Here is an 18,541-nt window from a genome sequence, read left to right as displayed (position 1 = left end):
TGCGCTACAGGGGAATGATGGCGTTTCGCACTGTTTGTCCATTGTTCCTCTTCAATATCTTTTTCTATCGACGACTTAATATACCGCTTTCCTGTGAGGGTTCCCTGCCTGCGCAACGGCGATGAAATGATTTAAGAGTGATAGAAAGATGTATTGCATGGGGTGCCGCGCATCGCATGAAAAACAAAATAGTGTTGCATGAACTGTCCCTTCAGGACGGACAGCGTGGGTCGACTTGTCAGCTAGCTGAGGAACCCTATGGTTTACTCCTATACCGAGAAAAAACGTATTCGTAAGGATTTTGGTAAACGTCCACAAGTACTGGATGTGCCTTATCTCCTTTCTATCCAGCTTGACTCGTTCCAGAAGTTTATCGAGCAAGATCCAGAAGGCCAGTACGGTCTGGAAGCAGCCTTCCGTTCCGTGTTCCCAATCGCGAGCTACAGCGGCAACTCTGAGTTGCAGTATGTCAGCTACCGTCTGGGTGAGCCGGTGTTTGACGTGACAGAATGTCAGATCCGTGGCGTGACGTATTCCGCACCGCTGCGCGTTAAACTGCGTCTGGTGATCTACGAGCGCGAAGCGCCGGAAGGCACCGTCAAAGACATCAAAGAACAAGAAGTGTACATGGGCGAAATTCCGCTCATGACCGACAACGGTACCTTTGTCATCAACGGTACTGAGCGTGTTATCGTTTCTCAGCTGCATCGTAGTCCTGGCGTATTCTTTGACAGCGATAAGGGTAAAACGCACTCTTCCGGTAAAGTGCTGTATAACGCACGTATTATCCCTTACCGCGGTTCATGGCTCGACTTCGAGTTTGACCCGAAAGACAACCTGTTCGTCCGTATTGACCGTCGTCGTAAGCTGCCGGCCAGTATCATCCTGCGCGCGCTGGATTACACCACTGAGCAGATTCTCGATCTGTTCTTCGAAAAAGTGGTGTTTGAAATCCGCGACAACAAGCTGCAGATGGAACTGGTGCCTGAGCGCCTGCGTGGTGAAACCGCCTCCTTCGATATCGAAGCCAACGGCACGGTCTACGTTGAGAAAGGTCGTCGCATCACTGCGCGCCACATCCGTCAGCTGGAAAAAGACAACATTCAGCACATCGAAGTGCCGGTCGAGTACATCGCGGGCAAAGTGGTCGCGAAAGATTACATCGATCTGAACACCGGTGAGCTGATCGTACCGGCGAACATGGAGCTGTCACTGGATCTGCTGGCGAAACTGAGCCAGTCCGGTCACAAGCGCATTGAAACCCTGTTCACCAACGACCTGGATCACGGCCCGTACATTTCTGAGACGCTGCGCGTTGACCCAACCAACGATCGCCTGAGCGCGCTGGTTGAGATCTACCGCATGATGCGTCCTGGCGAGCCGCCAACGCGTGAAGCCGCAGAAAACCTGTTCGAGAACCTGTTCTTCTCTGAAGATCGTTACGATCTGTCGGCCGTTGGCCGCATGAAGTTTAACCGTTCTCTGCTGCGTGACGAGATCGAAGGTTCCGGTATCCTGAGCAAAGACGACATCATCGAAGTGATGAAGAAGCTCATCGGTATCCGTAACGGTATTGGCGAAGTGGATGATATCGACCACCTCGGCAACCGTCGTATCCGTTCGGTCGGCGAAATGGCGGAAAACCAGTTCCGCGTTGGCCTGGTGCGTGTAGAGCGCGCCGTGAAAGAGCGTCTGTCTCTGGGCGACCTCGACACGCTGATGCCACAGGACATGATCAACGCCAAGCCAATTTCGGCCGCGGTGAAAGAGTTCTTTGGTTCCAGCCAGCTGTCCCAGTTTATGGACCAGAACAACCCGCTGTCTGAGATTACGCACAAACGTCGTATCTCTGCTCTGGGCCCAGGCGGTCTGACCCGTGAACGCGCCGGCTTCGAAGTGCGTGACGTACACCCGACTCACTACGGTCGCGTATGTCCAATCGAAACCCCGGAAGGTCCGAACATCGGTCTGATCAACTCACTCTCTGTTTACGCGCAGACTAACGAATACGGCTTCCTCGAAACGCCGTACCGCCGCGTGGTTGACGGTAAAGTGAGTGATGAAATTCATTACCTCTCTGCTATCGAAGAGGGTAACTACGTTATCGCTCAGGCGAACACCAACCTCGCCGATGACGGCAGCTTTGTTGACGATCTCGTCACGTGCCGTAGCAAAGGTGAATCGAGCCTGTTCAGCCGCGATCAGGTTGACTACATGGACGTTTCCACCCAGCAGGTGGTTTCTGTCGGTGCGTCACTGATCCCGTTCCTGGAGCACGATGATGCTAACCGCGCCCTGATGGGTGCGAACATGCAACGTCAGGCTGTACCTACCCTGCGTGCTGACAAGCCGCTGGTTGGTACCGGTATGGAACGTGCTGTTGCAGTCGACTCCGGTGTAACTGCTGTCGCGAAACGTGGTGGTACCGTGCAGTACGTCGATGCGTCACGTATCGTTATCAAAGTTAACGAAGACGAGATGTATCCGGGCGAAGCAGGTATCGACATCTACAACCTGACCAAGTACACCCGTTCTAACCAGAACACCTGCATCAACCAGATGCCGTGTGTTTCTCTGGGTGAACCTATCGAGCGTGGCGACGTGCTGGCTGACGGCCCGTCTACCGACCTCGGTGAGCTGGCGCTGGGTCAGAACATGCGCGTGGCGTTCATGCCATGGAACGGTTACAACTTCGAAGACTCCATCCTCGTTTCTGAGCGTGTAGTACAGGAAGACCGTTTCACCACCATCCACATTCAGGAACTGGCTTGCGTGTCGCGTGACACCAAACTGGGGCCGGAAGAGATCACCGCTGACATCCCGAACGTGGGTGAAGCTGCGCTCTCCAAACTGGATGAATCCGGCATCGTGTATATCGGTGCGGAAGTGACCGGTGGCGACATTCTGGTAGGCAAGGTGACGCCGAAAGGTGAAACCCAGCTGACGCCAGAAGAGAAACTGCTACGTGCGATCTTCGGTGAAAAAGCCTCTGACGTGAAAGACTCGTCACTGCGCGTGCCAAACGGCGTTTCCGGTACGGTTATCGACGTACAGGTCTTCACCCGCGATGGCGTGGAAAAAGACAAGCGCGCGCTGGAAATCGAAGAGATGCAGCTGAAGCAGGCGAAAAAAGACCTGTCTGAAGAACTGCAGATCCTCGAAGCGGGCCTGTTCAGCCGTATCCAGGCCGTCCTGATTTCAGGTGGCGTGGAAGCGGAGAAACTGGACAAGCTGCCACGTGAGCGCTGGCTGGAACTCGGTCTGACCGACGAAGAGAAGCAGAACGCGCTGGAGCAGCTGGCTGAGCAGTATGACGAGCTGAAGCACGAGTTTGAGAAGAAACTCGAAGCGAAGCGTCGCAAGATCACCCAGGGCGACGATCTGGCACCGGGCGTGCTGAAAATCGTCAAGGTGTATCTGGCCGTTAAGCGTCAGATTCAGCCTGGTGACAAAATGGCGGGTCGTCACGGTAACAAAGGTGTTATCTCGAAGATCAACCCAATCGAAGACATGCCATACGATGAGAACGGTACGCCGGTCGACATCGTACTGAACCCGCTGGGCGTACCATCGCGTATGAACATCGGTCAGATTCTGGAAACCCACCTGGGTATGGCGGCGAAAGGCATTGGTGAGAAGATCAATGCGATGCTGAAGAAGCAGGAAGAAGTCGCCAAACTGCGTGAGTTTATCCAGCGTGCTTACGATCTGGGCACCGATGTGCGTCAGAAAGTTGACCTGAACACCTTCTCGGACGACGAAGTGCTGCGTCTGGCAGAGAACCTGAAAAAAGGTATGCCAATCGCGACGCCAGTGTTCGACGGTGCGAAAGAGAGCGAAATCAAAGAGCTGCTGCAGCTCGGCGGTCTGCCTTCTTCCGGTCAGATCACCCTGTTCGACGGCCGTACCGGTGAGCAGTTTGAGCGTCAGGTAACCGTAGGTTACATGTACATGCTGAAACTGAACCACCTGGTCGACGACAAGATGCACGCCCGTTCTACCGGCTCTTACAGCCTGGTTACGCAGCAGCCGCTGGGTGGTAAGGCGCAGTTCGGTGGTCAGCGCTTCGGTGAGATGGAAGTGTGGGCACTGGAAGCATACGGTGCCGCGTATACCCTGCAGGAAATGCTTACCGTTAAGTCTGATGACGTCAACGGCCGTACCAAGATGTATAAAAACATCGTTGACGGCAACCATCAGATGGAACCGGGCATGCCGGAATCCTTCAACGTACTGTTGAAAGAGATTCGCTCGCTGGGTATCAACATCGAGCTGGAAGACGAGTAAGCACTCGCAAGTACTGGTTATGGGACGCGCCTGGCGCGTCCCTGAGAGTTCCACTCCGACGGGAGCTAATCCGTGAAAGACTTACTTAAGTTTCTGAAAGCGCAAACTAAAACCGAAGAGTTTGATGCGATCAAAATTGCGCTGGCCTCGCCAGACATGATCCGTTCCTGGTCTTTCGGTGAAGTTAAAAAGCCGGAAACCATTAACTACCGTACCTTCAAGCCGGAGCGTGACGGTCTTTTCTGTGCCCGTATTTTCGGACCAGTAAAAGATTACGAATGCCTGTGCGGTAAGTACAAGCGTCTGAAACACCGTGGCGTGATCTGTGAGAAGTGTGGCGTTGAAGTCACGCAGACCAAAGTGCGTCGTGAGCGTATGGGCCACATCGAGCTGGCTTCGCCGACCGCGCACATCTGGTTCCTGAAATCACTGCCGTCCCGCATCGGTTTGCTGCTGGATATGCCGCTGCGTGACATCGAGCGCGTGCTGTACTTCGAATCTTATGTTGTGGTCGAAGGCGGCATGACCAACCTGGAAAAACGTCAGATTCTGACCGAAGAGCAGTACCTTGACGCGCTGGAAGAGTTCGGTGACGAATTCGACGCGAAGATGGGTGCGGAAGCTATCCAGGCGCTGCTGAAAAATATGGATCTGGAGCAGGAGTGCGAGCAGCTGCGTGAAGAGCTGAACGAAACCAACTCTGAGACCAAACGTAAAAAGCTGACCAAGCGTATTAAGCTGCTGGAAGCGTTCGTGCAGTCTGGCAACAAGCCAGAGTGGATGATCCTGACCGTTCTGCCGGTGCTGCCGCCAGATCTGCGTCCGCTGGTACCGCTGGACGGCGGTCGTTTCGCTACGTCGGATCTGAACGATCTGTATCGTCGCGTGATCAACCGTAACAACCGTCTGAAGCGTCTGCTGGATCTGGCTGCGCCAGATATCATCGTACGTAACGAAAAACGTATGCTGCAGGAAGCGGTAGATGCCCTGCTGGATAACGGCCGTCGCGGTCGTGCCATCACCGGCTCTAACAAACGTCCTCTGAAATCTTTGGCCGACATGATCAAAGGTAAGCAGGGTCGTTTCCGTCAGAACCTGCTGGGTAAACGTGTTGACTACTCCGGTCGTTCGGTTATCACCGTAGGTCCATACCTGCGTCTGCATCAGTGCGGTCTGCCGAAGAAAATGGCACTGGAGCTGTTCAAACCGTTCATCTACGGCAAGCTGGAACTGCGTGGCCTCGCGACCACCATTAAAGCGGCCAAGAAAATGGTTGAGCGCGAAGAAGCGGTCGTCTGGGATATCCTGGATGAAGTGATTCGCGAACACCCGGTACTGCTGAACCGTGCACCAACCCTGCACCGTCTGGGTATCCAGGCGTTTGAACCGGTACTGATCGAAGGTAAAGCGATCCAGCTGCACCCGTTGGTGTGTGCGGCGTATAACGCCGACTTCGATGGTGACCAGATGGCTGTTCACGTACCGCTGACGCTGGAAGCCCAGCTGGAAGCGCGTGCGCTGATGATGTCTACCAACAACATTCTGTCTCCAGCGAACGGCGAGCCAATCATCGTTCCTTCACAGGACGTTGTTCTGGGTCTGTACTACATGACCCGCGACAAAGTGAACGCCAAAGGCGAAGGCATGGTGCTGACCGGCCCGAAAGAAGCTGAGCGTGTTTACCGCGCTGGCCAGGCCGAGCTGCATGCACGCGTTAAAGTGCGTATCACTGAATACAGCAAAAATGAGCAGGAAGAGCTCGTTGCGAAAACCAGCCTGATCGACACCACCATTGGTCGTGCGATCCTGTGGATGATCGTACCGAAAGGTCTGCCTTACTCCATCGTCAACCAGGCGCTGGGTAAGAAAGCGATCTCTAAGATGCTGAACACCTGTTACCGCATCCTGGGCCTGAAGCCGACCGTTATCTTTGCTGACCAGACCATGTACACCGGCTTTGCCTATGCAGCCCGTTCAGGTGCCTCAGTCGGTATCGACGACATGGTGATTCCTGCCAAGAAAGCAGAAATCATTGCAGAAGCCGAAGCGGAAGTGGCCGAGATCCAGGAGCAGTTCCAGTCTGGTCTGGTTACCGCAGGCGAACGTTACAACAAAGTCATCGATATCTGGGCTGCGGCTAACGAACGCGTATCCAAAGCGATGATGGATAACCTGCAGACCGAAACCGTGATCAACCGTCACGGCGAAGAAGAGCAGCAGGTTTCGTTCAACAGCATCTACATGATGGCCGACTCCGGTGCGCGTGGTTCTGCGGCACAGATTCGTCAGCTGGCAGGTATGCGTGGTCTGATGGCGAAGCCAGATGGCTCCATCATTGAGACGCCGATCACCGCGAACTTCCGTGAAGGTCTGAACGTACTCCAGTACTTCATCTCGACCCACGGTGCGCGTAAAGGTCTGGCCGATACCGCACTGAAAACGGCGAACTCCGGTTACCTGACCCGTCGTCTGGTTGACGTGGCGCAGGACCTGGTAGTCACCGAAGACGACTGTGGCACATTCGAAGGCATCATGATGACTCCGGTCATCGAAGGTGGCGACGTTAAAGAGCCGCTGCGTGAGCGTGTACTGGGTCGTGTGACGGCAGAAGACGTGCTGAAGCCGGGCACTGCGGACATCCTGATCCCGCGTAACACCCTGATCGATGAGCACTGGTGTGACGTGGTTGAACTGAACTCCGTGGACGCAATTAAAGTGCGTTCCGTGGTGAGCTGTGAAACCGACTTCGGTGTGTGTGCACACTGCTACGGTCGCGATCTGGCACGTGGTCACATCATCAACAAAGGTGAGGCCATCGGCGTTATCGCAGCACAGTCCATCGGTGAGCCGGGTACCCAGCTGACCATGCGTACCTTCCACATCGGTGGTGCGGCATCGCGTGCGGCAGCTGAATCCAGCATTCAGGTGAAGAACAAAGGTACTATCAAGCTGACCAACGCCAAGTCAGTAACCAACTCCTCCGGGAAACTGGTTATCGTCTCGCGTAACGTTGAGCTGAAGATGATCGACGAGTTCGGTCGTACCAAAGAGAGCTATAAAGTGCCTTACGGTGCGGTCATGGCGAAAGGTGATGGCGAGCAGGTTGCCGCGGGCGAAACCGTTGCAAACTGGGATCCACACACCATGCCGGTTATCACCGAAGTGGGCGGTTTCATCCGCTTCACCGACATGATCGACGGTCAGACCATTACCCGTCAGACTGACGACCTCACTGGTCTGTCATCGCTGGTGGTACTGGATTCTGCAGAGCGTACTGCGGGCGGTAAAGACCTGCGTCCGGCACTGAAAATCGTTGATGCCAACGGCAACGACGTATTGATCCCGGGCACCGACATGCCGGCACAGTACTTCCTGCCAGGTAAAGCGATTGTGCAGCTGGAAGATGGCGTGAAGATCAGCTCGGGTGATACCCTGGCGCGTGTTCCGCAGGAATCTGGCGGTACCAAGGACATCACCGGTGGTCTGCCACGCGTTGCCGACCTGTTCGAAGCGCGTCGTCCGAAAGAGCCAGCTATCCTGGCGGAGATCAGCGGTATCATCTCCTTCGGTAAAGAGACCAAAGGCAAGCGTCGTCTGGTGATCACCCCGGTTGACGGTAGCGATCCGTATGAAGAGATGATTCCGAAATGGCGTCAGCTCAACGTATTCGAAGGTGAACGTGTAGAACGTGGTGACGTCGTATCCGACGGCCCAGAGTCTCCGCACGACATCCTGCGTCTGCGTGGCGTCCATGCTGTGACCCGTTACATCACTAACGAAGTGCAGGAAGTTTACCGCCTGCAGGGCGTTAAGATTAACGATAAGCACATCGAAGTCATCGTGCGTCAGATGCTGCGTAAAGCAACCATCCTGAGCGCGGGTAGCTCGGAGTTCCTGGAAGGCGAGCAGGCGGAAGTCTCTCGTATCAAGATCTCCAACCGCGATCTGGAAGCGAACGGCAAAATCGGCGCGACGTACATGCGTGACCTGCTGGGTATCACCAAAGCCTCGCTGGCAACCGAATCGTTCATCTCTGCGGCATCGTTCCAGGAGACCACCCGTGTCCTGACCGAAGCAGCGGTAGCAGGCAAGCGCGACGAACTGCGCGGCCTGAAAGAGAACGTTATCGTGGGTCGTCTGATCCCGGCCGGTACCGGTTATGCTTACCACCAGGATCGTATGCGTCGCCGTCAGGCGGGTGAAGCACCGGTTGCACCGCAGGTGACTGCGGATGAAGCCTCTGCCAGCCTCGCTGAGCTGCTGAACGCCGGTCTGGGCGGTAGCGACGACGAATAATCGTCTGCTCTGCTGACCATGAAAAAACCCTGCCTCGGCAGGGTTTTTTTTCGTCTGAAATCCGCGTTATTTCTGATTGATATCCTGACGCGTCAGCCCGATGTCACGCAACTGCGCATCACTCAGGTGCGAAAGAATCTCCCGCGTTTCCCGTCTGGCATGCCAGCGTTTTATCGCGCGCACGCCGCCACGAAAGATATCGAGTAAGGTCACGCTGAACGGTTTTGCCGCCCGGTTCTGATCAAATTCCATAATCCCAGCCCTCAGTATGATGTCTGAACGACATTTTCCCTCTGATGGCGAATTCAATACAGGTTCAAAAATCACTTATCTTTAACATACAGATTGCGCCCGTACCGATCTGAATGGTAGAAATAGGCGTCATCTGTACTGATTTTTGATCACCGTTAACGCAGCGAGGCACACAATGACGCGCTATCAACATCTGGCCTGTCTGCTTTCAGACCGTATTGAGCAGGGGCTGTATCGCAGCGGCGAACGCTTGCCCTCGGTGCGTACGCTCAGCATTGAGCACGGCGTCAGCATCAGTACCGTGCAGCAGGCTTATCATCTGCTGGAAGAGAAGCAGCTTATCGTGCCGCAGCCGCGTTCCGGCTATTTTGTCGCTACCCGTAAAGCCACGCCGCCGGTGCCCGCGATGACCCGACCCGTACAGCGTCCGGTTGAGATCACCCAGTGGGAATCGGTGCTGGAGCTGCTGAGCAGCCGCATTAATGGCGACGTGCTGCAGCTGGGCAGCGGCATGCCGGACCTGACCCAGCCGACGCTCAAGCCGCTGTGGAAAATCATGGGCCGCATGGCGCAGAAGCAGGACATTGATCAGCTCAACTACGACAGCCTGCTCGGCGTGGCAGCGCTGCGCGAGCAAATTGCGCGGCTGACAATTGACAGCGGCTGTCAACTGACGGCGGAAGATATTGTCATCACTACCGGTTGCCATGAAGCGCTGTCGGTGTCGATTCGCGCCGTGTGCGAGCCAGGCGATATCATTGCCGTCGAGTCGCCAGCGTTTCACGGCACCATGCAGACACTGCGCGGTCTGGGCATTCGCGCCATTGAAATCCCTACCGATGCGGTCAGCGGGATCAGCCTTGAGGCGCTGGAGCTGGCGTTTGAGCAGTGGCCAATCAAAGCGGTGGTGGTGGTACCCAACTGCAATAACCCGCTCGGATTTATCATGCCGGAAGCGCGTAAGCGCGCGCTGCTGACGCTGGCGCAGCGCTTTGACGCGGCGATCATTGAAGATGATGTTTACGGCGAGCTGGCGTGGGAGTATCCGCGTCCGATCACCATCAAATCGCTGGATATGGATGGCCGCGTGCTGCTGTGCAGCTCGTTTTCCAAAACCCTGGCGCCCGGCTTGCGCGTGGGCTGGGTCGCGCCGGGACGCTATCGCGATCGCGTACTGCACATGAAATATATTGGCACCGGTTCGACGGCAACGCAGCCGCAGTATGCGGTCGCAGAGTTTATTCGTCAGGGCCATTACCTGCCGCATTTGCGCCGCATGCGCCATGTGTATCAGCGTAACTATGAGACGTTTAGCTGCTGGGTGCGCCACTATTTTCCCTGCGGCATTTGCGTCTCGCGGCCGCAAGGCAGTTTCCTGATGTGGATTGAGCTGCCGGAAGCCTTCGATGCGGTGCGGCTGAATGCGGAGCTGCGGGAGCTGAAAATCCAGGTGGCGGTCGGTTCGCTGTTTTCGGCGGCGGGTAAATATCGCAACTGTCTGCGCCTCAATTATGGTCTGCCAATGAATGAGCAAACCGAGCAGGCGATTGCCAGCCTCGGCGCAGCTGTGGAGCGTGCCATGCAGGCCTGCAGTGCGGAAACGCGCCATATCACCTCCCTGACAGAATAACGGTGGAAAGGCAGGGCCGGACAGAGAGTCGGGGAAGCCAGCCCTGGCCCGCTGCAAGCGACAGCGGGCAGGCTCACTTTAGCGATTGTCCCCGGTCGCGCCAGCCCTGACTGCTGCCGTTTGCGCGCCGTATTCGCGGATTTTTACCGCCGTTGCAGTCAGTTACAACGCTTTTGCGACATGCTCTGGGGATTCTACCAGCGCCAGCAGCTGGCGGGTGGCCGCCTGCCAGTCTTCCGCCTGGGTAATCGCGCTGACCACGGCAATGCTGCCGACACCGGTCGCCAGCACCTCCGGCACGCGTGCCAGCGAAATGCCGCCAATCGCCACGGTGGGAATATGCTGCAGCCGCGCCAGATGGCGCTTCAGCTCGGCAATGCCCTGCGGCGCAGAGGGCATCTCTTTGGTTTGTGTCGGAAAGATGTGGCCGAGCGCAATATAGGACGGACGCAGCGCCAGCGCGCGATCCAGCTCGGCGTCATCGTGTGTCGACAGACCCAGGCGTAAGCCGGCGTGGCGGATAGCGTCCAGGTCGGCCACATCCAGATCTTCCTGACCAAGATGCACACCATAGGCGTTGTACTTAATCGCTAAACGCCAGTAATCGTTGATAAACAGCCGCGCGCCGTACTGTTTGCCCAGGGCGATGGCATCGCGTACCGCGGCTTCAATCTGGCGATCATCGCCATCTTTGATGCGCAGCTGGAGGGTGCGCACGCCGGCTGCCAGCAGGCGTTCAATCCACAACACGCTGTCGACAACCGGATAGAGCCCCAGTTTTGGCGCGGTGGCAGGGAAGGCTTCAGTCATCATTTTTCCTCTTTCAGGGCATCGGCGGCGTGATACAGCTCGCCGCCACGGCTACGGAAGGCATCGGACATTTGCGCCATGCCCAGCGCTATCGGCTGGGCTTCAGTCTGCTGACGGGCGGCAAATTCGCGCACTTCCTGGGTGATTTTCATTGAACAGAATTTGGGGCCGCACATGGAACAGAAGTGGGCCACTTTGCCGGATTCCTGCGGCAGGGTTTCGTCGTGATAGGCCCGCGCGGTATGTGGATCGAGCGCCAGATTAAACTGATCTTCCCAGCGGAACTCGAAGCGAGCTTTCGACATGGCGTTGTCGCGGATCTGCGCGCCGGGATGGCCTTTAGCCAGATCGGCAGCGTGCGCCGCGATCTTGTAGGTAATCAGCCCCTGCTTAACATCCTCTTTATTCGGCAGGCCAAGGTGCTCTTTCGGCGTGACGTAGCACAACATCGCGCAGCCAAACCAGCCGATCATGGCGGCGCCAATCCCGGAGGTGAAATGATCGTAGCCCGGCGCGATATCGGTCGTCAGCGGGCCCAGCGTATAAAACGGCGCTTCATGGCAGTGTTCCAGCTGCTCGGTCATATTGCGGCGGATCATCTGCATCGGCACGTGACCGGGGCCTTCAATCATGACCTGCACATCATATTGCCAGGCGATTTGCGTCAGCTCGCCTAAGGTACGCAGTTCGGCAAACTGGGCTTCGTCGTTGGCGTCCTGAATCGAGCCGGGACGTAAACCATCACCGAGCGACAGCGCGACATCATAGGCGGCGCAGATTTCACAGATTTCGCGGAAATGCTGGTAGAGGAAGTTTTCCTGATGATGTGACAGGCACCACTTCGCCATGATTGAGCCGCCGCGCGACACGATGCCGGTCAGCCGTTGTGCGGTCATCGGCACATAGCGCAGCAGCACGCCCGCGTGAATGGTGAAGTAATCAACACCCTGCTCAGCCTGTTCCAGCAGGGTATCGCGGAAAATGTCCCAGTTAAGATCTTCTGCAATACCGTTGACCTTTTCCAGCGCCTGATAGATTGGCACCGTGCCGATCGGCACCGGACTGTTGCGCAAAATCCACTCGCGCGTTTCATGGATATAGCGGCCGGTCGACAGATCCATCACGGTATCTGCCCCCCAGCGCGTGGCCCACACCAGTTTTTCCACTTCCTCTTCAATCGACGAACTTACCGCCGAGTTGCCGATGTTGGCGTTGACCTTCACCAGAAAATTACGGCCGATGATCATCGGCTCCGATTCCGGGTGATTGATGTTGGCAGGAATGATGGCGCGGCCGCTGGCCACTTCGGCGCGCACGAATTCGGCGCTGATATTCTCCGGCAGCTGCGCACCAAAGCCGTGACCGGCGTGCTGCTGCAATAGCGTTTTACTGCGGATACGCTCACGTCCCATGTTTTCGCGCAGCGCGATGAACTCCATCTCCGGCGTGATAATGCCCTGACGCGCATAGTGCAGTTGCGTGACGCGGCGACCCGCTTTGGCCCGGCGCGGCAGCGGGAGGTGTTCAAAACGCAGATGATCCAGCCCGTCATCTGCCAGCCGCTGCTGACTGTAGCTTGAGCTGAGTGCGCTGATGGTTTCGCTGTCGTTGCGTTCGGCGATCCAGCCGGCGCGCAATTTTGCCAGACCCTGATGCACATTGATGGTCGCGTGGGGATCGCCATAGGCACCGGCGGTGTCATACACTGGCACCGGTTCATTTTCTGCGTATTGCGGATGATCTTTGCTGCCGCCGGTGTGCGTCGGGCTGAGCTGAATTTCGCGCATCGGGACGCGGATATCCGCGCGGCTGCCGCTGATCCAGATACGTTTGGAGTTAGGGAAGGCGGTTCCCTGGAGCGAATCGATAAATTTTTGCGCCTGCGCGCGTTGTTCACGACGTGAGGTTTTAGCATCAGACATAGCAAGTTTCCTGAAAACAAGGGGAAGCTGCTTGTCCGGAGTCCGGAAGGAGTAACAGAAACGGTGCGGGCGCCTGACTGCACCGTGCTGATCACATCTACTCTTGTTCCCTTCGCAGGTACTAACCTGATCAGGTTCCGCGGATCCCGAATTAACGGTCTCAGCCCCTAAGGGCACTCCGACAAGTTTACGTTTTACGCGATAAGCGACTTTACTGACTGCTGCACGCTGCGCTTATATCGCAAAGTTTGATTGTGGATTGTCGTTAAAAAGACAATAAAAAAGCCCATTCAGCATAAAAGGGCTTTTCCTGAATAACAAGTCTTTTACAACTGCAGCGGTTCAGGCCGGACGAGCAATGGTGCTGTCATTGGCCACCGGCGGGCGCGCCAGCTGGTTATCCCAGGCGAGCTGAATCAGTTTGTCTTCCAGCGTAAAGCGTGACTCCAGCGCTTCGCCCACTTCTGACAGCGCCTGCTGGAAATCCACGCAGTTGTCGTCATTAATGGCCTGCTGCAGATGGCTGTCATACAGTTGCATCAGCCGTTCAGTATTGCCTTCCAGCGCCGGATAGATCTGCGCCGCCGCAATCATCGGGCTGTCGCCGGACATCTCGCTGATGATGCGCTCGTAAACGCTGAAGTGGCCGGTAGAGAGATAGTCCACCAGACGATGGCAAAACGCATCCAGCGCCTGTTCATCCAGCGCGGTCAGCGCTTCTTTGTTCGGCTTCATGCCAATTAACTCGTAATAGGTGACGAGCAGCTGTCGACGGGCGCGCAACCATGAGTCGACTAATTCATTACCGCCACCTACACGCTCGGTCAGGTTATCTAACTGGGTAAGCATACGGGGCTCCAGGTGAGTTATAGTTGTTTATTACACACTTAACATCAGGATTTCAGCGTGCTATTTGACGCTAAGGACAACGATTAAGATGCAACGTGAGATCTCAAGCGTAGACGCTGGCTGGTGGATTGTCAGCTCCGCGCAGAAACTTTGGTTGCCGCAAGGTGAGTTGCCGCATGGCTTATCCGGCGAGTTTGGCCTGACCGGCAGCAGCGGCAGAGTGATTGGCGAGTGGCAGGGCGAAAACGTCTGGCTGGTATGCGAAGCGCGTCCGGACAATATGGCCTCGGTGCGCCAGCTGATTGACGAAGATGTCGGTCTGTTTCAGCTCGCCGGGCGCGGCGTGCAGCTGGCAGAGTTCTACCGTTCGCATCGCTGGTGCGGCTATTGCGGCCATGAAATGCAGCACAGCAAGCGCGAATTCGCCTGCCTGTGCAGCCATTGCCGCGAGCGCTACTATCCGCAAATCGCCCCCTGCATCATTGTGGCGATTCGTCGCGGTGAGGAGATTCTGCTGGCAAACCATGCGCGCCATCGCAACAGCATCTACACCGTGCTGGCCGGTTTTGTCGAAGTCGGCGAAACGCTGGAGCAGGCGGTGGCCCGCGAGGTGATGGAAGAGAGTAACGTGCGGGTAAAAAATGTGCGTTACGTGACCTCGCAGCCGTGGCCGTTCCCGCACTCGCTGATGATGGCGTTCATGGCGGAGTACGATGGCGGCGAGCTGCAGCACGATGGTAAAGAGCTGCTGGATGCTGGCTGGTATCGCTACGACGATCTGCCCCTGTTGCCGCCGCCGGGCACCGTGGCGCGCCGGCTGATTGAAGATACGGTTGCGCTGTGTCGCGCCAGCGCGGCGTGAAAATGCTACACTGCCGGCCTTAGCATGAGAGAGCCCATTATGAGTGAACTGAAGAACGATCGTTATCTGCGCGCCCTGTTACGCCAGCCGGTGGATATCACCCCGGTATGGATGATGCGACAAGCCGGGCGTTACCTGCCGGAATACAAAGCCACGCGCGCTGAGGCCGGTGATTTTATGTCGCTGTGTAAGAACGCGGAGCTGGCGTGCGAAGTCACCCTGCAGCCGCTGCGCCGCTATGCGCTGGATGCCGCGATCCTCTTCAGCGACATCCTCACCATTCCGGATGCGATGGGCCTGGGACTCTACTTTGAGACCGGCGAAGGCCCGCGTTTCTCCCATCCAATCACCTGTCGTGCCGATGTGGATAAACTGCCGGTGCCGGATCCAGAGCAGGAGCTGGGTTACGTGATGAATGCGGTGCGCACCATCCGTCACAACCTCAAAGGCGAAGTGCCGCTGATCGGTTTCTCCGGCAGCCCGTGGACGCTGGCAACCTACATGGTAGAAGGCGGCAGCAGCAAGGCTTTCACCAAAATCAAGAAGATGATGTACGCCGAGCCGCAGACGCTGCACGCACTGCTGGATAAGCTGGCAGAGAGCGTGATCCTTTACCTCAACGCGCAGATTAAAGCGGGTGCGCAGTCGGTGATGGTGTTTGATACGTGGGGCGGCGTGCTGACCGGGCGCGACTATCGCGAGTTCTCGCTCTATTACATGCACAAAATCGTCGACAGCGTACTGCATGAGAACGAAGGAAGACGCGTGCCCATCACCCTGTTTACCAAGGGCGGCGGCCAGTGGCTGGAAGAGATGGCCGCCACTGGCTGTGATGCGCTGGGCCTTGACTGGACCACCGATATTGGCGAAGCGCGGCGCCGCGTGGGCGATAAGGTCGCGCTGCAGGGCAACATGGATCCGTCTATGCTGTATGCACCCCCTGCACGAATTGAGCAGGAAGTGGCGGGGATTCTGGAAGGCTTTGGCGCAGGCGAAGGTCACGTCTTCAACCTCGGTCACGGGATTCATCAGGATGTTCCGCCAGAGCACGCTGGCGCGTTTGTGGAGGCGGTGCATCGGCTATCACGACCATATCATCAGGGATAAGCATGGATTTAGCCGCACTACGACAGCAACAGGTACAGCTCGCCGCCAGCGTGGTGCGGCAGGATGATTTTGACGTACTGCCGCCGCGCTTCATTGGCGGCGCCGATGTTGGTTTTGAACAGGGCGGCGAGGTAACGCGTGCCGCCCTGGTGATCCTCGAATACCCTTCATTAACGCTGGTGGAGCATCGCATCGCGCGTGTCGCGACCACCATGCCTTATATCCCCGGTTTTCTCTCGTTTCGCGAAATTCCAGCCCTGCAGGCGGCGTGGCAGCAATTGTCGCAGCGGCCCGATCTGCTGTTCGTCGACGGCCATGGCATCTCTCATCCGCGCCGGCTGGGCGTTGCCGCGCATTTCGGCTCGCTGCTGGATGTGCCGACTATCGGCGTAGCGAAAAAGCGCCTGTGCGGCCGTTTCGCTGAGCTGGATGCGGCACCGGGCAGTCGTCAGCCGCTGATGGATAAAGGCGAGCAGATTGCCTGGGTGTGGCGCAGCAAGACGCGCTGCAACCCGCTGTTTGTCTCAACCGGCCACCGCGTCAGCCTCGACAGCGCCCTGTACTGGGTTGAAGCCTGCATGGCCGGCTACCGCTTGCCGGAGCCAACGCGCTGGGCTGATGCCGTGGCATCTGGCCGTCCCGCTTTTGTGAAGTGGCAAAATGCGCGCTAACGCTGTTTGTGCGCGGCTTTTGCGGTACACTGCCGCCAGCTAATCTACCGAGAGTAAGTTTGATGTTACAGAACCCCGTCCATTTGCGTCTGGCGAAGCTGGAAAGCTGGCAGCACATGACCTTTATGGCCTGTCTGTGCGAGCGGATGTTCCCCAATTACTGGGCCTTCTGTCAGCAGACCGAGTTTGCCGATCCGCAGCTCTATCGCCGCATTCTCGACCTGGTGTGGGAAAGCCTGACGGTGAAGGATGCCAAAATCAATTTCGACAGCCAGCTGGAGAAACTGGAAGCGGCGATCCCAAACGGTGACGACTTTGACGTTTACGGCGTGCACCCGGCGATTGACGCCTGCGTGGCGCTGAGTGAACTCCTGCACGCGCAGCTGAGCGGTGAAACGCTGGAGCACGCCATCGAAGTCAGCCGCACGTCGATCACCACCGTGGCCATCCTTGAAATGACCCAGGCCGGTCGCGAAATGAGCGACGAAGAGCTTCGTGACAACCAGGCGGTAATTGACGAATGGGACCTGCAGTGGGAGATTTTCCGCCTGCTGGCAGAGTGCGAAGAACGGGACCTGGAGCTAATCAAAGGACTACGTGCAGACCTGCGTGAAGCCGGAATCAGTAACATCGGTATAAATTTTCAGCAATAAGGCGAGAAAACGTGACTTCAGGCCCGAATTACCGCGCCTGGAGGCTTCACATCAGCCCCCTGTCTGGTCTACATTTGGGGGGCTGAAAATTGTGGCTATCGGTGCGTGCAGGCTGAAGAGTGCCAGAATATGGCTTTTCCCTCGCACTCGTTGCTTAGCAAGCGATAAATACACTTTAAGGATAACTTATGAACAAGACTCAACTGATTGATGTGATCGCAGAGAAAGCGGACCTGTCTAAAACCCAGGCTAAAGCTGCGCTGGAATCTACCCTGGCTGCGATCACTGAGTCTCTGAAAGAAGGTGATGCTGTACAACTGGTTGGTTTTGGTACTTTTAAAGTGAACCACCGCGCTGAGCGTACCGGTCGCAACCCGCAGACTGGCAAAGAGATCAAAATCGCTGCAGCTAACGTGCCAGCGTTCGTCTCTGGTAAAGCACTGAAAGACGCTGTTAAGTAAGTTTTCCGCATCGCGGTTTAGCTTTAAAAGAGGGGCGATTTCGCCCCTTTTTGTTACCGGGGCCTGCTATGCTGAACATCTCTCCTCAGCGCCTCTGCGCCATCCTCCTCGGGGTATTACTCACCGGCTGCAGTGCCACTCCCGATCTTCCGGCTTTCACCGCCAGCGGCTATCTGTCTGACCGTGGCACGGTGCGAATCTGGCGTAAAAACGGCGACCACGAAGCCGTCCATCTGCGTACTGTCTATACCCCTTTCAATGGCGATAGCCGGGAAACCACCGACTATATCTGGCAGGCGGATAAACTGCTGAGTGTGGAACGGCACGTCACTGGCCAGCAGCCGGACGATGTAACCCTGCGTTTCGACCATCAGGGCAACCTTAATTTTATGCAGCGACAGCTGGCTGGCCGGCGTGAAGCCGTCAGCGCCGACAGCGTCGAGCTGTACCGGTTTGACGCGCAGCGCATGCTGGCGCAGAGCAATGCACTGCTGAATGGCCGGGTACTGTTGCGGCAGGGGCACTGGCAGGGCGGTACGCAGGTTCGTGACTGTGAGGGGCAGCAGGTGAATGTGGCGTTCGATCGCGACACGCTGGCGACGCTGTATCGACAGCAGCAGGGGCAGCAACAGCCGATTACCCTGTCGTGGCTGGAAGCGCCAGAGGGGATTCAGCTGCTGCGTGCCACGCCGGAAGATGAGTGCCGCCGGCAGCCGAAAGAGGCCGATTTTTAGCGGCGAC

At 56.8% G+C, this 18,541-nt stretch carries 13 protein-coding genes and 1 riboswitch; of the genes, 9 read left to right on the top strand and 4 right to left on the bottom strand.

The annotated features are described in order from the left end of the window. The first annotated feature begins 258 nt into the window (after window positions 1-258). Both rpoB and rpoC read left to right on the top strand, forming a co-directional pair. Window positions 259-4,287, top strand: coding sequence for a DNA-directed RNA polymerase subunit beta (rpoB, locus tag K7H94_RS17300; RefSeq protein WP_021508205.1), 4,029 nt, complete (start codon window positions 259-261; stop codon window positions 4,285-4,287). Window positions 4,288-4,359: 72 nt separating this feature from the next. Further along, a complete protein-coding gene (rpoC, locus tag K7H94_RS17295; protein ID WP_058769982.1) occupies window positions 4,360-8,583 on the top strand; it encodes a DNA-directed RNA polymerase subunit beta' in 4,224 nt (1,407 codons plus the stop codon). A gap of 66 nt (window positions 8,584-8,649) precedes the next feature. On the opposite strand, the gene K7H94_RS17290 is transcribed toward rpoC, so the two are convergent. Beyond that, a complete protein-coding gene (locus K7H94_RS17290; RefSeq protein WP_021508203.1) occupies window positions 8,650-8,835 on the bottom strand; it encodes a DUF1127 domain-containing protein in 186 nt (61 codons plus the stop codon). A gap of 175 nt (window positions 8,836-9,010) precedes the next feature. Here K7H94_RS17290 and K7H94_RS17285 point away from each other — a divergent pair, with 175 nt between their 5' ends. Next, window positions 9,011-10,465 (top strand): aminotransferase-like domain-containing protein, encoded by a 1,455-nt coding sequence (locus K7H94_RS17285; RefSeq protein WP_222951400.1) that lies wholly within the window; start codon window positions 9,011-9,013, stop codon window positions 10,463-10,465. Between the two features lie 162 nt (window positions 10,466-10,627). Here K7H94_RS17285 and thiE read toward each other — a convergent pair whose 3' ends face one another. The 3 genes from thiE to K7H94_RS17270 form a co-directional block, all read right to left on the bottom strand. Beyond that, window positions 10,628-11,275, bottom strand: coding sequence for a thiamine phosphate synthase (thiE, locus tag K7H94_RS17280; RefSeq protein WP_021508201.1), 648 nt, complete (start codon window positions 11,273-11,275; stop codon window positions 10,628-10,630). After that, a complete protein-coding gene (gene thiC, locus K7H94_RS17275; protein ID WP_222951399.1) occupies window positions 11,275-13,197 on the bottom strand; it encodes a phosphomethylpyrimidine synthase ThiC in 1,923 nt (640 codons plus the stop codon). The genes thiE and thiC overlap by 1 nt, the downstream gene beginning before the upstream one ends. A gap of 90 nt (window positions 13,198-13,287) precedes the next feature. After that, a riboswitch (TPP riboswitch) is annotated at window positions 13,288-13,388 on the bottom strand. Window positions 13,389-13,539: 151 nt separating this feature from the next. Beyond that, entirely contained in the window at window positions 13,540-14,046 is a 507-nt protein-coding gene (locus K7H94_RS17270; RefSeq protein ID WP_021508199.1) for an Rsd/AlgQ family anti-sigma factor, read from the bottom strand. An 88-nt stretch (window positions 14,047-14,134) separates the two neighbouring features. On the opposite strand from K7H94_RS17270, the gene nudC reads away from it, so the two are divergent. From nudC to K7H94_RS17240, 6 genes are all read left to right on the top strand, one after another. After that, window positions 14,135-14,908: an NAD(+) diphosphatase gene (nudC, locus tag K7H94_RS17265; protein ID WP_021508198.1), complete on the top strand. Its 774-nt coding sequence runs from the start codon at window positions 14,135-14,137 to the stop codon at window positions 14,906-14,908. A gap of 39 nt (window positions 14,909-14,947) precedes the next feature. Further along, window positions 14,948-16,015 (top strand): uroporphyrinogen decarboxylase, encoded by a 1,068-nt coding sequence (hemE, locus tag K7H94_RS17260; RefSeq protein WP_132467026.1) that lies wholly within the window; start codon window positions 14,948-14,950, stop codon window positions 16,013-16,015. A gap of 2 nt (window positions 16,016-16,017) precedes the next feature. Next, on the top strand, window positions 16,018-16,686 hold the full coding sequence (nfi, locus tag K7H94_RS17255) for a deoxyribonuclease V (protein ID WP_021508196.1): 669 nt from the start codon (window positions 16,018-16,020) through the stop codon (window positions 16,684-16,686). A 62-nt stretch (window positions 16,687-16,748) separates the two neighbouring features. Continuing rightward, entirely contained in the window at window positions 16,749-17,339 is a 591-nt protein-coding gene (locus K7H94_RS17250; RefSeq protein ID WP_058758906.1) for a YjaG family protein, read from the top strand. A gap of 188 nt (window positions 17,340-17,527) precedes the next feature. After that, entirely contained in the window at window positions 17,528-17,800 is a 273-nt protein-coding gene (gene hupA, locus K7H94_RS17245) for a nucleoid-associated protein HU-alpha (protein ID WP_006121511.1), read from the top strand. 68 nt (window positions 17,801-17,868) lie between these two features. Continuing rightward, window positions 17,869-18,534, top strand: coding sequence for a DUF1481 domain-containing protein (locus K7H94_RS17240; protein ID WP_222951398.1), 666 nt, complete (start codon window positions 17,869-17,871; stop codon window positions 18,532-18,534). Window positions 18,535-18,541: the final 7 nt, after the last annotated feature.

Origin of the sequence: Pantoea dispersa (assembly GCF_019890955.1) — a bacterium.
In the GTDB taxonomy this organism is placed as follows: Bacteria; Pseudomonadota; Gammaproteobacteria; order Enterobacterales; family Enterobacteriaceae; genus Pantoea; species Pantoea dispersa.
The sequence above is the reverse complement of the archived record's forward strand: the minus strand, read 5'-3'. Positions and strand labels throughout refer to the sequence as shown.

Coding starts and splice junctions, on each gene's coding strand:
- K7H94_RS17270 (WP_021508199.1), bottom strand. CDS start 14,046: ATGCTTACCCAGTTAGATAACCTGACCGAGCGTGTAGGTGGCGGTAAT.
- K7H94_RS17250 (WP_058758906.1), top strand. CDS start 16,749: ATGTTACAGAACCCCGTCCATTTGCGTCTGGCGAAGCTGGAAAGCTGG.
- thiE (WP_021508201.1), bottom strand. CDS start 11,275: ATGACTGAAGCCTTCCCTGCCACCGCGCCAAAACTGGGGCTCTATCCG.
- hupA (WP_006121511.1), top strand. CDS start 17,528: ATGAACAAGACTCAACTGATTGATGTGATCGCAGAGAAAGCGGACCTG.
- nfi (WP_021508196.1), top strand. CDS start 16,018: ATGGATTTAGCCGCACTACGACAGCAACAGGTACAGCTCGCCGCCAGC.
- K7H94_RS17285 (WP_222951400.1), top strand. CDS start 9,011: ATGACGCGCTATCAACATCTGGCCTGTCTGCTTTCAGACCGTATTGAG.
- thiC (WP_222951399.1), bottom strand. CDS start 13,197: ATGTCTGATGCTAAAACCTCACGTCGTGAACAACGCGCGCAGGCGCAA.
- K7H94_RS17240 (WP_222951398.1), top strand. CDS start 17,869: ATGCTGAACATCTCTCCTCAGCGCCTCTGCGCCATCCTCCTCGGGGTA.
- K7H94_RS17290 (WP_021508203.1), bottom strand. CDS start 8,835: ATGGAATTTGATCAGAACCGGGCGGCAAAACCGTTCAGCGTGACCTTA.
- rpoB (WP_021508205.1), top strand. CDS start 259: ATGGTTTACTCCTATACCGAGAAAAAACGTATTCGTAAGGATTTTGGT.
- nudC (WP_021508198.1), top strand. CDS start 14,135: ATGCAACGTGAGATCTCAAGCGTAGACGCTGGCTGGTGGATTGTCAGC.
- hemE (WP_132467026.1), top strand. CDS start 14,948: ATGAGTGAACTGAAGAACGATCGTTATCTGCGCGCCCTGTTACGCCAG.